The following is a 12,267-nucleotide window of genomic DNA, read 5'->3' as shown; positions in this document are numbered from 1 at the left end:
ATGGCCCGCAACCGCCTCGCCGAGACCGCCAGTCCCTATCTCAAGCAGCATGCAGACAATCCCGTCCACTGGCAGCCTTGGGACGACGCGGCGCTCGCAGAAGCACGCGCCCGCCGGGTCCCCATTCACTTGTCGATCGGCTACGCCGCCTGCCATTGGTGCCATGTCATGGCGAACGAGAGTTTTTCCGATCCTGGAACAGCAGATTATCTCAATCAGAATTTCGTAAACATAAAGGTCGACCGCGAAGAGCGCCCCGATATCGATCAGGTCTATATGGCCGCCCTCCACTCCCTCGGAGAGCTGGGCGGCTGGCCGCTCACCATGTTCCTCACACCGGAGGCAAGACCCTTCTGGGGCGGCACCTATTTCCCCCCGACGCCGCGTTGGGGTCGTCCAAGCTTCCGCCAGGTCCTCCAGGCCGTGACCGACACATGGCATCACAAGCCGGAAACGGTCACCACGAATACAGAGGCCATCACGACCCACCTCACACGCGGACAACACTCCGCGCCTCCGCCCGAGGACCTTCCCGACCCAGAGCTTCTCGACGCCTCCGCGGCCCAGATCCTCGCCCATTTTGATCTCGACCGTGGCGGTCTTTCCGGCGCCCCAAAGTTTCCTCAGGCACCGCTACTTGAAATGCTCTGGCGTGCGCATTTGCGAACCGGCAACACCGCCTATTCCGACGCTGTGCTGATCACGCTCCGCAATATCTGCCAGGGTGGCATCTACGACCATTTGGGCGGCGGCTTCGCACGCTACGGGGTCGACGACACATGGCTCGTGCCGCATTTCGAGAAGATGCTCTCCGACAATGGACAGCTCCTCTATCTTCTCTGCCTTGCCTACGAAAGGACTCAAGAACCTCTCTTCCGCGCACGCATGGAGGAAACAGCCAATTGGCTTCTCACAGAGATGCGCCTCCCGTGCGGCGCCTTCGCCACCAGCCTCGACGCAGACACCGACCATGAGGAAGGTGCTACCTATGTTTGGAGCGCTCACGAGATTGAAAACGTCCTCGGACCCGAGGCCGCCCGCCACTTTTCCGAGATCTACGATGTGACTCCGGGCGGTAATTGGGAGAGCCACAACATCCTCAATCGCCTCCGTCCCACGGCCTTTGGCTGGCGTGGAGCAGAAGAGGAGGCCACCCTCACCCGCTATCGCGAGAGCCTCTTAAAGGTTCGCAACCGCCGTCCCCAGCCCTCACGCGACGACAAAGTTCTGACCGATTGGAACGCCGTTCTGATCGCGGCTCTCGCACGCACCTCCGCCATGCTGTCCCGTCCCGATCTCCTGAGAGCCGCTTCTGAGGCTTTCGCCTTTCTCACAAAACTTCAGGCCGAGACCGGATCCCTGCCTCATGCCTGGTGCGATGGCCGCATCACTGCCGACGCCCTTGCGACCGACCATGCGCAGATGATGCGGGCCGCCCTGGAACTGCACGTCGCGACAGGAGAAAGGGGCTATATCGACTCAACAAAGTTCCACTTTAGCAAGCTTGAAGCATCCTACTACAACGACGACTCAGGTTCCTATTATCTCGAAAATGCAGAGAACCAAGCGCTCTTTGCGCGTCTTCATTCGGACTCTGATGAAGCCACGCCGGCGGCTACAGGCGTAATCGCGGAAGCGTCTACGCGACTCTTTCTGCTCACCGGGGAGAGACGCTATCTCGAGCGAGCAGAGACGATTCTCCGCCACCAGACGCGGTCGGTCGCACGCAATCTCATCGCGACGGCCAGTCTCCAGAATGCCTGGGACACGCTCCTCCGCGCTCGCCACCTGATCGTCTTTGCATCCAGATCTCAGACGGAGACGGCGGCCCTCCACGACGTCATCGCCGCCGAAGCCGATCCCGCTCTGATCGCGGAATATCGAACGCCAACCACCGCCACAGAGACGGGGCTCAGGCTCTGCGATATGGAAAGATGCTATCCGGACGTCACACGCTCCGAGGAGATCGGCGACCTCCTCTCGCGCACCCGCAGCGGCCACACATCCGGCAAAGCACAGGCCAGATAGAGCAAAGGCGCCTGAATTCTCAGACGCCTCGGCCGCTCTAGGTGTTCATCGAATCGAAGAACTCGGAATTCGATTTGGTATGTCGGAGTTTGTCGAGCAGGAACTCGATCGCGTCCACTACACCCATCGAAGTGAGGATTCGACGCAGGACGAAGATCTTCTGTAGGTCCGCGCGCGGCACCAGCAGCTCTTCTTTTCGGGTTCCGGACTTGAGGATGTCCATCGACGGGAAGACACGTTTGTCGGCAACCTTGCGATCGAGCACGATTTCCGAATTGCCCGTGCCCTTAAACTCCTCGAAGATCACCTCGTCCATGCGGCTGCCTGTATCGATGAGAGCCGTCGCGATGATCGTCAGCGACCCGCCCTCTTCGATGTTGCGTGCCGCACCGAAGAAACGTTTCGGCCGCTGCAGGGCGTTGGCGTCGACACCACCCGTCAGCACCTTGCCCGAAGACGGCACGACCGTGTTGTAGGCACGGCCGAGACGCGTGATCGAATCGAGCAGGATGACGACGTCACGGCCATGTTCGACCAGCCGTTTCGCCTTCTCGATGACCATCTCGGCGACTTGCACGTGCCGCACAGCCGGTTCGTCAAACGTCGAGGAGATCACTTCGCCGCGCACCGTACGCTGCATATCCGTGACTTCTTCCGGCCGCTCGTCGATCAGAAGCACGATGACGTAGCATTCCGGGTGATTCGACGTGATCGAGCCCGCGATATTCTGCAACAGAACCGTCTTGCCGGTTCGCGGCGGCGCCACGATCAGTCCACGCTGTCCCTTGCCGAGCGGCGCCACCAGATCGATGACCCGGGCCGACATGTCCTTCACCGTCGGATCGTCGAGCTCCATCTTGAAGCGCTCGTCCGGATAAAGCGGCGTCAGATTGTCGAAATGGACCTTGTGCTTGGCCTTGTCCGGTTCCTCGAAATTGATCGTATTGACCTTGAGGAGCGCAAAATAGCGCTCACCCTCTTTCGGGCTCCGGATCTCGCCCTCGATCGTATCGCCGGTTCGCAATGAAAAACGTCGGATCTGCGACGGCGAAACATAGATATCGTCGGGCCCGGGCAGATAATTCGCGTCAGGAGACCGCAGAAAGCCGAAGCCGTCCTGCAGAACCTCAATAACGCCCTGCCCAATGATGGTAATGTCATGTTCCGCGACCTTCTTCAGGATCGCGAACATAAGTTCTTGTTTGCGCAAAGTACTGGCGTTTTCAACGTCGTACTCTTCCGCAACAGCAAGAAGATCGGTAGGCGACTTCGCCTTCAGGTCTTGGAGTCTGATTTCTGCCATGTGATTGAGTCCCGTGCAAAACACGGTAGAGGAGGCATGGGTAAAAGGGAGGCACCGCCCCGGTGCGGGAAACTAACGGCCGGCCCCCAGCTTGCGCCGCAGCTAGCCATTCACGCCAGTTCTTTCCGCTTAACCCGGTCCGACCGGAATCACAAGCGCTAATTCATCCGCGTCAGAACGGCCGCACGATGACCAGGATCACAATACCGATCATCAGGAGCGTCGGCACCTCATTGATCGCCCGATAGAACTTCTCGGGTCGCGCGTTGCGATCCTCGGCGAACTCCCGCACCCACCGTGCCATGAACAGATGGGAGATGGTCAGCAGGACGACAAGAGCCAGTTTGAAATGGAACCACCCCTGGTCCCAGGCATAGGTGATCGTCGCCGCCCAAAGGCCGAAGATCCAGCTCGCGACCATCGCAGGCGTCATGATCGCCTTGAGGAGCCGCCGCTCCATCACCTTGAAGAGTTCAGACTGCTCCGAACCCGCGGCGACTTTCGTGTGATAGACCATCAGGCGCGGCAGATAGAGGAGCCCCGCCATCCAGGCGATGATCGAGATCACATGCCATGCCTTGATCCATAACGGATTGACATACCAGAAGAATTCCGAGACTGCCGCGACAAGGCCATCCATCGTCTATTGGCCTCGTACGAGCTTTACGAATGCCTCGACATGCTCCACCGGCGTGTCCGGCGTAATCCCATGTCCGAGATTGAAGATATGGGGATAACCGCGCATCGCCTCGAGGATGCCGCGCACGCCGTCCTCCAGAGCTTTGCCGCCGACGATGAGGCGCATCGGGTCGAGATTTCCCTGCAAGGGCCTGCCGCCCGCACTCTTCCGCGCATTGTCAAGCGGCGTCGACCAGTCGAGCCCGATCGCATCGGCGCCGGTTCCTTCCGCATAACGCGTCAGCCGCGCACCGCCGCCCTTCGGAAAGGCGATCACCTTCGCGCCCGGCACTTCGGCCCGAACCTTCTCGATGATGGCGCGCACCGGCTCGATTGCCCAGCGCTCGAAACCCTCTTCGTCGAGAACACCCGCCCAGGTGTCGAAGATCTGAACCGCGTCAGCACCCGCCCTCAACTGCGCCACGAGATACCGCGCGGAAGCGTCGACGAGGATATCCATGAGCGCCTGAAAGCGCTCCGGCTCGCCAAGCGACAGGCGCCGAGCCGGCCCCTGGTCGCCCGTGCCCGTGCCGGCGACCATGTAGGTCGCCACGGTCCAGGGAGCGCCACAGAAGCCAAGGAGCGTCGTCTCCTGGGGAAGTTCCGTCCGCACCCGCTCGACCGTCTCCAGGACCGGTGCAAGGAACGCCGTGACGTCTTTCCCAGCGAGCTCTCCGATGCGCGCCGGGTCGATCGGTTCCAGGCGCGGACCGTGCCCTTCCTCGAAAGCCACTTTCTGACCGAGCGCATCGGGAATGACGAGGATGTCGGAAAACAGAATGGCTGCGTCGAAACCGAAACGGCGGATCGGTTGAAGCGTCACCTCGGTTGCGAGTTTCGGCGTGTAGCACAGGTCCAGGAACCCGTTCGCCTGACTGCGCGTTTCCCGATATTCCGGCAGGTAGCGTCCTGCCTGGCGCATCATCCAAAGCGGAGGTGTCTCTAGGCTTTCGCCGTCGAGGACTCGAAGAAGCGATCTTGCCGAAGCCACAGGTGCTCTTAACCCCAAATTAAAGGTTTTAAGGATTCTTCTGTTTCTATTGGGCGGTGGATTAGCCGGATTCAATTCCCCCCACAACACATCAATCCGCGGCAAAGGCGCCCCGTCTTCGTGGTCCCCCAGGGGAAAACACCGGGGATAGCGGCGCAAGTGACTCTCCGGAAGCCGCGCAGAAAAAGCCTTTACGGCCGCACGCCGCGCTTTTCCATCTCATCGCACGTGCTGTGAATCGCATCGCGTTGTCGACTCCTTCCCACAGCCTGTTGCCAATCGTGTCCGCGCCATCCAAATTGTGGATCGTCGTCGGGACAGTGGGGGCGCAATCGGCGCGTTCGCTCCCGACGTGAAAAAACGGCCCCTTTATCCACGGTCATCCCCTTGGCGCCGACGCGGTTCTTTCATCTCCACCTTATTTCCGATGCGACGGGCGAAACCCTGATCAACGTCGGACGTGCCGCTGCGGCCCAGTATGCCGGCATTCATGCGGTCGAACACATCCACTCCCTGGTGCGCACGGCCAAGCAGATCGAGCGCATTGTGCTTGAGTTGGAAAACTCGCCCGGGATCGTCCTCTACACGCTCGTCGACGAGAAGCTGGCGGAGCTCCTGGAAGCCCGTTGCAACGAATTGTCGATCCCGGCCGTGTCGGTTTTGGATCCGGTCTTGCAGGCCTTTCAGGCCTATCTCGGAACGCGATCCACAGGCCGAATCGGGGCTCAGCACGCGCTCGATGCGAGCTATTTCGAACGCATCGAAGCGCTCAATTTCACGATGATGCACGACGACGGCCAGCTGCCGCGCGATATCGACGAAGCCGATGTGATGCTTCTCGGCGTCAGCCGCACGTCGAAGACGCCGACGTCGATCTACCTCGCCAATCGCGGCATCAAGACGGCAAACCTGCCGATCGTGAAAGGCATTCCCGTCCCTGCTTTGGTGACGCGTGCCAAGAGCTGCTTGGTGGTCGGGCTCGTCGCGAGCCCGGATCGCATCGTCCAGATCCGTCAGAACCGGGTCTTGAGCCTTTCACCGGAGGACGACAACCCGGCCTATCTCGATCGCACGGCCGTGTCCCAGGAGGTTCTGGAGACACGACGCCTGTGCGCGAAATACGGCTGGCCTTTGATCGACGTGAGCCGGCGATCGATCGAGGAAACGGCAGCCGCCGTGTTGGCGCTTCTCGGAGAACGGCGCGGAAAGCAAATGGCATGACAGAGCTTGTTCTCGCTTCGGGCAGCAAGGCCCGCAAAGCCCTCCTTGCGGGCACGGGGCTCACCTTCCGCCAGGTCTCGCCCGATCTCGACGAGATGGCGGCGTCCGAACCTCTGCTCCGGGCCGGGGCCGGAGCAGGCGATATCGCCTCCACGCTCGCCCTTGCAAAAGCCACGCTGGCGAGCGAGGCAGACCCGAAGGCTCTCGTCATCGCTGCCGACCAGACCTTGGAGCTCGACGGGCGCCTGTTCCGCAAGGCCGAGGACATGGACGCTGCCCGCCAGCAGCTGCTCGAGCTGTCCGGCAAGACGCACTATCTTCATTCAGCCGTTGCCTGCATGCGCGCCGGCAAGACGCTCTTTGAAGCCCGTGACAGCGCGGCCATCACTTTGCGTGCGATCCGGGCCGATGAAGTCGGTCGCTACCTCGCGGCCGCAGGTCCGCAGATTCTCTCCAGCGTCGGTCTCTATCAGCTTGAGGGGCCCGGCATTCGCCTGATTGAAAGTGTCGAGGGCGACTATTTCACCGTCCTCGGCCTGCCGCTGCTGCCGCTCCTCGGCTTCCTGCGCGAAAACGGCCTCGGGACCTTCTGAAATGCGCCGCGCCTGCGTGACGGGATGGCCCGTATCACATTCGCGTTCGCCCCTGATCCACGGCTTTTGGATCAAGCGCTATAACGTTGAAGGCGACTATAGTGCGCGTCCGGTCTCACCGCAGGAGGCGGTGTCGTTCTACGGCGTTTTTTCCTCTTCCGGCTATCTCGGCGCGAACGTCACCGTGCCGCACAAAGAGGTCGCCTGTGCTGCAGCATCGACATGCTGCGGTGCAGCAGAACGCCTGGGCGTTGCCAATACGCTGTGGCTCGAAGACGGTCGGCTGGTGGCCGACAACACCGATGGGATCGGCTTCCTCGCCTCGCTCGATCAGGCGGCCCCGAACTGGTCGGAAAAGACCGAATGCGCACTCATTGTCGGTGCGGGCGGTGCGAGCCGAGCCGTCATCGATGCGCTCGTGCAACGCGGCGTGGGGAGGGTCGAACTCCTCAACCGCACGGAAGCTCGGGCCCAAGAGGTTGCGGAACGCTTTCCCGGCAAGGTCCGGGCCTTTGGCCTCGACGCTCTCTCAACGCGACTCTCGTCGGCTGATTTAGTGATCAACGCAACTTCGGCTGGGCTCGCCGGGGCGGAGCTACCGGTCCCCTGGGAACGCGCCAAGGACTCAGCCATCGTCACCGATCTCACCTATGTGCCGCTTCAAACGCCGTTTCTTCGCGGCGCCGCCTCGGTCGGTTTGACCACGGTCGACGGCCTCGGCATGCTGCTCCATCAGGCAGTGCCGGGGTTTGAGCGCTGGTTCGGCGTCCGCCCCGTCGTGGACGCGGAGCTGCGGGATGTCGTTGTCGCCGATCTACGCGAAAGGGACTCATGTTCGTAATTGGACTCACCGGCTCCATGGCCATGGGGAAGTCGACGACGGCAGCGATGTTTCGGCGCCGTGGGGTCGCTGTGCACGATTCCGATCGTGCCGTGCATGACCTCTATCGGGGCGCCGCGGTGGAACCGATCGAACATGCCTTTCCAGGGGTCACGACAGACGGCGAAGTCGACCGGAAAAAGCTCGGCGCGGCCCTTGCTGGCGACATCGACCAGCTCGCGCGCCTGGAGCAGATCGTCCACCCTCTCGTGCGGGCGAAAACGGTCGAATTCGGCGAACAGGCCGCGCGCGAGGGCGCGCCGATCATCGTTCTCGACATTCCCCTCCTGTTCGAAACCGGCGCCGAGCAGTGGATGGATTGTGTGGTGGTCGTGACGACAGCGCCCGAAACGCAGCGCCAAAGGGTCCTCGCCCGCCGCGGCATGACAGAGGAGCTTTTTGAAAAGCTTCTGGCGAGACAGGTGCCGGACGCCGACAAACGCCGCCATGCGCATTTCGTCATCGATACGGGATTTGGTTTCGAGGCGGCTGAACGCGATGTCGATACGATCCTGCGTGCCACCTCCACGATGATCTGAGCGCGCGTCAGGCGTCGAGAGCGGGCCGCCGAGAATCACCCAGGAAAAAGCTGCCTTTCGCGTTCCGATCGGTTGTGTCCGAGCGCTCCAAAATCCATGATCGGGTCATGCGGGAAATCGTCTTCGATACGGAAACCACCGGCCTCGACGCGCTCAAGGGCGACAGGCTGATCGAGATTGGCTGCGTGGAGATCATTAATCGGATCGCCACCGGTCGCTTTTATCACGCCTATATCAATCCAGGATGCGCGATCAGTCCGGACGCGGTTGCCGTCCACGGCCTGACGGAGGAATTTCTGCGCGACAAGCCGGCGTTCCTGGAATGCGTGGGCGACTTTCTGGAATTCGTCGGCGATGCGCCGCTCGTCGCGCACAACGCATCCTTCGACCGCGGCTTCATCAATATGGAGCTCGCAAAGGCCGGCTATTCCGTCATTCCGGATGATCGCTTCGTCGATACGCTCATGCTGGCACGGCGCCGACATCCGGGAGGCATGAACTCTCTCGATGCGCTCTGCGCCCGCTACGGCATCGACAATTCCAAACGCACGAAGCACGGCGCTCTCCTCGATGCGGAGATCCTCGCCGAGGTCTATGTCGAATTGCAGGGCGGCCGCCAGGCGCTGCTCGCGCTGGGCAGTTTCTCAGAAGGTGCGACGAATACCGGCACGCTCCGGCAGGTGGGGCCGCGGCCGCACGCTTTGCCCTCGCGGTTGAACGAGGAGATGCGCGCCGCACACCGGGCCTTCGTGGAAGCTGAAATGGGTGAGGACGCGCTCTGGCTGAACGTCTGGAAGGACGAAGACGAGCGCGTCTCTCAGAAGCCTCAGGCCGTGGTCGGCGCGTCCGCCTGAGCCTGCGCGGCCCGCTGGCGATAAAGCGCGGCGAAATCCACCGGATCGATCATCAACGGCGGGAAACCGCCCTGACGGGTCGCGTCGGCGAGAATCTGGCGCGCGAAGGGGAAGAGCAGACGCGGGCATTCGATCAGGATGATCGGATGGAGATGCTCCTGCGGAACGTTGCGGATCTGGAAAAGGCCCGCATAGACGACTTCGGTGACGAAAAGTGTCTCGTCGCCGCGGCTCGCCTTCGCATCAAGCTTCAGCTCGACTTCGAACTGACCATCGGCGATCGGACGCGCGTTGACGTTCACGTTGACGTCGAGCGACGGATTGGCGCTCGCCGGCCGCAACGAGTTCGGCGCGCTGGGATTTTCGAAAGAAAGGTCCTTGATGTACTGGCCAAGCACATGAATTCCCGGCCCTTGCGCCGATGCCTCGCTCTTCGCATCCGTGCCGGCGGCCTGCTCGCCGCCATTGCTGGCATTATTGACCATATCGTCTTTCCAAAGCTGTCATTGGGAACGGTTGCCCGCGCCTAGCATGCGGGACGGTGAGCCACAACCGCGCACCGCCCGTGATTGCCCCTCGTTTGCCCCCGTCAGGCGACTTTCCGGCGCCACTGCGGCATTTCCGGTCGGCAGTCGGGCGGCGCCAATCGCGCCCCAGTCTTCAGCGCCGGCGGTTCTGATCCGGATCGATCTCGCGGACCTCGAACTCGCCCTCATCCAGGTCGACCACGGTCTCCCCGTTGGGGCCACGCCGTGTCGACTGATAATTGGCGGACTGATAACTCTGCGTGCCGACCACGCGAAGATCGACCCGCGACAGGACGAACTGCCAGATCCGAGCGCGCACCGCCGGAACGAACAGCAGAAATCCGAGCGTGTCGGTGACGAAGCCCGGCGTCAAAAGCATGACCCCGGCCACGGCGATCAGCGCACCATCAGCGAGATTGCGCGCCGGCATGCGCCCGGATTCGAGATCACTGCGGATGCGCAAAATGGTCCTCAGCCCCTGATGACGCAGAAGCGCTGTGCCAAGGATCGCCGTCAGCAGCGTCAGAAGCAGCGTCGGGGCGAGGCCGATATACTGACCGACGACGACGAACGTGCCGACCTCGATCAGCGGGATGAGGAGGAGGAGAAGGAAAATTGGCATGGGTTCAATCCTGATCCTGCGATATGGTGTCTCGGCCGGTTTTTTAAAGACTTTCCTGTGACCTGCTGGACTCGGCCAGGATCGTGCTTACATTGCCGGGAAAGAAAGCGAACGCCCGTAGGGAGCGTGCACGATATCGGCATGAGCGGCTTTTTCGACATTTATTCTCTGATCTTCCTGGTGATCGCGGTCGTCATTTTTATGCGTCTCGGCAGCGTCCTGGGCCGTCGCACCGGCAGCGAACCTTCGCCCTATGAGAACGGCCGCAAACCGCCTGTCGCGGCCCGTCATACGGCCGAGAACGTCGTGACCCTGCCGCGTCCCGGTCAGGTGCCCGAGCGGGAAATGCCGAGCGCCCCCGATTGGAGCGCTCTGAAGCGCCATGCCAAGCCCGATACGCCGCTTTATGATGGGCTTGTGGCGATTAGCCGCGCGGATCCCGCCTTCGAGCCCGATTCTTTCCTGGAAGGCGCAAAATCCGCCTACGAGATGGTCGTGCAGGCCTTCGCTGCGGGCGACCGCACGACCTTGCGGTCCCTCCTCTCCGCCGACGTCTACGAGAGCTTCGCGACCGCCATGAGCGAGCGGGAGCAGCGTGGCGAGAGGCTCGAGACGAGCTTTGTCGGCTTCGAGAGCGCCAAGCTCACCGAGGCGGAGCTCGAAGACAAGGTTGCGCGTGTCTCCGTCCGCTTCAAATCCGAGATCGTCTCCGTCACCTACGACAATGAGGGTCGGGTGATCGAGGGCGATCCCAATGCGGTCCAGAAGCCCGACGAAGTCTGGACCTTCGCCCGTGCCACGACGAGCCGCGATCCCAACTGGGAGCTGGTCGCCACCGGCTCCAGCTGAGCGCCGACGGTGGCTGGAGATGCCCCGACCTCGCCCATCGCAACGCTGACCTCGTCCGCCTCCGACGCGCACGAGCGTCGTCAGCTGTCTCTCAAATTCCTCTCAGGCTGGGCTGAGGACGATCATCGCGCCGCCTTTCGGGCCTTCCGCAAATCGGCGGAACGGCTCGGCGCTGAGGACACGTCGTCGCTGGAGATCCTTCCGGGTCTGAAGGCAGCCGCGGGCGCTGCGCTGCGTCTGCAGGCCGACTTGTCATCCGCCGAAGCTTGCAGTTTCTTCGAAACCTTTTTCGCGCTGGCGCCCTCCGCCGCCGAGGGCCTCCTTACCGGCTATTACGAACCCGTGATCGAAGCCCGACTTAGGCCTTCCGAGGCGTTCGGCGTGCCGATCTATCGGCCCCCCGACGAGGCCGTCCAAACCGAGATCACGGACCGGCCTCCGCTTTGCCCCGATCGTGCGGCGATCGAAGCCGGCGCCTTGGCGGGCCGCGGTCTGGAACTGGCCTATGTGGCGGATCCCGTGGATCTCTTTTTCATCCATGTTCAGGGCTCCGCACGCCTCTCTCTCGGTGATGGCCGGCATATGCGCATCGGCTTTGCCGGAAAATCGGGGCACGCCTACACGTCGATCGGCCGCCTCGCCGTCGAACGCGGCTATCTTGCCAAAGACGCTGCCGGGAAAGCCGGTCTCGAACATTGGCTCAAGGCGCATCGCGAGGCTGGACGCCGCCTCATGGCCGAGAACCGGTCGTTTATTTTTTTCAAAGAGATCGTCGATCTCGCCTCCGACGACGGCCCTCTGGGTGCGGCAGGTGTCCCGCTCAGCGCCGGGCGCAGCCTCGCCGTCGATCCGCGCTTTGCCGCCTTCCATCTGCCGGTGTTCGTCTCCGCGTCCCCGCTTCCAGGCTTCGGGCCAGGCCCGTTCTGCCGCCTGATGGTCGCGCAGGATGTGGGCTCGGCGATCAAGGGCGCGGGGCGGGCCGATATCTTTGCAGGTTCAGGCGAGGACGCGGGGAAGGCCGCCGGCGACATCCGACATCGCGGCGTCCTCCGTGTTCTCCTCCCGAAAGCGAACGCCTGAGATGGCCCGCAAACAGCTTTCACCCGAGGACAAGGCGCTTTGGGACAAGGTTCGCCGGACCGTGCGGCCCCTGAAGAGCCGGTCTCTCAGCGACGAGCTCGC

Annotated in this window: 13 protein-coding genes; 8 read left to right on the top strand and 5 right to left on the bottom strand. The window is 62.3% G+C overall.

Annotation, left to right across the window (positions count from 1 at the left end):
- Complete coding sequence (locus tag ACK8CP_RS15375) at positions 1-2,028, top strand: thioredoxin domain-containing protein (RefSeq protein WP_414832401.1); 2,028 nt, start codon at positions 1-3, stop codon at positions 2,026-2,028.
- A 37-nt stretch (positions 2,029-2,065) separates the two neighbouring features.
- Here ACK8CP_RS15375 and rho read toward each other — a convergent pair whose 3' ends face one another.
- From rho to hemE, 3 genes are all read right to left on the bottom strand, one after another.
- Entirely contained in the window at positions 2,066-3,331 is a 1,266-nt protein-coding gene (gene rho / locus ACK8CP_RS15370) for a transcription termination factor Rho (protein ID WP_414832400.1), read from the bottom strand.
- 172 nt (positions 3,332-3,503) lie between these two features.
- Positions 3,504-3,971 (bottom strand): protoporphyrinogen oxidase HemJ, encoded by a 468-nt coding sequence (gene hemJ, locus ACK8CP_RS15365; RefSeq protein WP_234630033.1) that lies wholly within the window; start codon positions 3,969-3,971, stop codon positions 3,504-3,506.
- Between the two features lie 3 nt (positions 3,972-3,974).
- Positions 3,975-4,934, bottom strand: coding sequence for a uroporphyrinogen decarboxylase (hemE, locus tag ACK8CP_RS15360; RefSeq protein WP_414834279.1), 960 nt, complete (start codon positions 4,932-4,934; stop codon positions 3,975-3,977).
- Between the two features lie 453 nt (positions 4,935-5,387).
- On the opposite strand from hemE, the gene ACK8CP_RS15355 reads away from it, so the two are divergent.
- From ACK8CP_RS15355 to dnaQ, 5 genes are all read left to right on the top strand, one after another.
- Positions 5,388-6,221: a pyruvate, water dikinase regulatory protein gene (locus ACK8CP_RS15355; protein WP_234630031.1), complete on the top strand. Its 834-nt coding sequence runs from the start codon at positions 5,388-5,390 to the stop codon at positions 6,219-6,221.
- On the top strand, positions 6,218-6,814 hold the full coding sequence (locus tag ACK8CP_RS15350) for a Maf family protein (RefSeq protein ID WP_414832399.1): 597 nt from the start codon (positions 6,218-6,220) through the stop codon (positions 6,812-6,814). Before ACK8CP_RS15355 ends, ACK8CP_RS15350 begins: the two co-directional genes overlap by 4 nt.
- Before the next feature lies 1 nt (position 6,815).
- A complete protein-coding gene (locus ACK8CP_RS15345; protein WP_414832398.1) occupies positions 6,816-7,655 on the top strand; it encodes a shikimate dehydrogenase in 840 nt (279 codons plus the stop codon).
- Entirely contained in the window at positions 7,646-8,233 is a 588-nt protein-coding gene (gene coaE, locus ACK8CP_RS15340) for a dephospho-CoA kinase (RefSeq protein ID WP_414832397.1), read from the top strand. The genes ACK8CP_RS15345 and coaE overlap by 10 nt, the downstream gene beginning before the upstream one ends.
- 107 nt (positions 8,234-8,340) lie before the next feature.
- On the top strand, positions 8,341-9,087 hold the full coding sequence (gene dnaQ / locus ACK8CP_RS15335; RefSeq protein WP_234630027.1) for a DNA polymerase III subunit epsilon: 747 nt from the start codon (positions 8,341-8,343) through the stop codon (positions 9,085-9,087).
- Here the strand turns inward: dnaQ and secB are convergent.
- Both secB and ACK8CP_RS15325 read right to left on the bottom strand, forming a co-directional pair.
- Complete coding sequence (gene secB, locus ACK8CP_RS15330; protein ID WP_414832396.1) at positions 9,060-9,572, bottom strand: protein-export chaperone SecB; 513 nt, start codon at positions 9,570-9,572, stop codon at positions 9,060-9,062. The genes dnaQ and secB overlap by 28 nt on opposite strands.
- A 175-nt stretch (positions 9,573-9,747) precedes the next feature.
- Positions 9,748-10,236: an FxsA family protein gene (locus ACK8CP_RS15325; protein ID WP_414832395.1), complete on the bottom strand. Its 489-nt coding sequence runs from the start codon at positions 10,234-10,236 to the stop codon at positions 9,748-9,750.
- A gap of 141 nt (positions 10,237-10,377) precedes the next feature.
- Here ACK8CP_RS15325 and ACK8CP_RS15320 point away from each other — a divergent pair, with 141 nt between their 5' ends.
- Together ACK8CP_RS15320 and ACK8CP_RS15315 are read left to right on the top strand one after the other, a co-directional pair.
- Positions 10,378-11,085, top strand: a complete 708-nt coding sequence (locus ACK8CP_RS15320; protein WP_414832394.1) for a Tim44/TimA family putative adaptor protein — start codon at positions 10,378-10,380, stop codon at positions 11,083-11,085.
- 9 nt (positions 11,086-11,094) lie between these two features.
- Positions 11,095-12,165 (top strand): murein transglycosylase A, encoded by a 1,071-nt coding sequence (locus tag ACK8CP_RS15315; RefSeq protein ID WP_414832393.1) that lies wholly within the window; start codon positions 11,095-11,097, stop codon positions 12,163-12,165.
- Positions 12,166-12,267 lie beyond the last annotated feature (102 nt).

Origin of the sequence: Afifella sp. YEN Y35, from assembly GCF_047553465.1 — a bacterium.
In the GTDB taxonomy this organism is placed as follows: domain Bacteria; phylum Pseudomonadota; class Alphaproteobacteria; order Rhizobiales; family Afifellaceae; genus Afifella; species Afifella aestuarii.
This window is presented reverse-complemented; position numbering and strand designations above follow the sequence as displayed.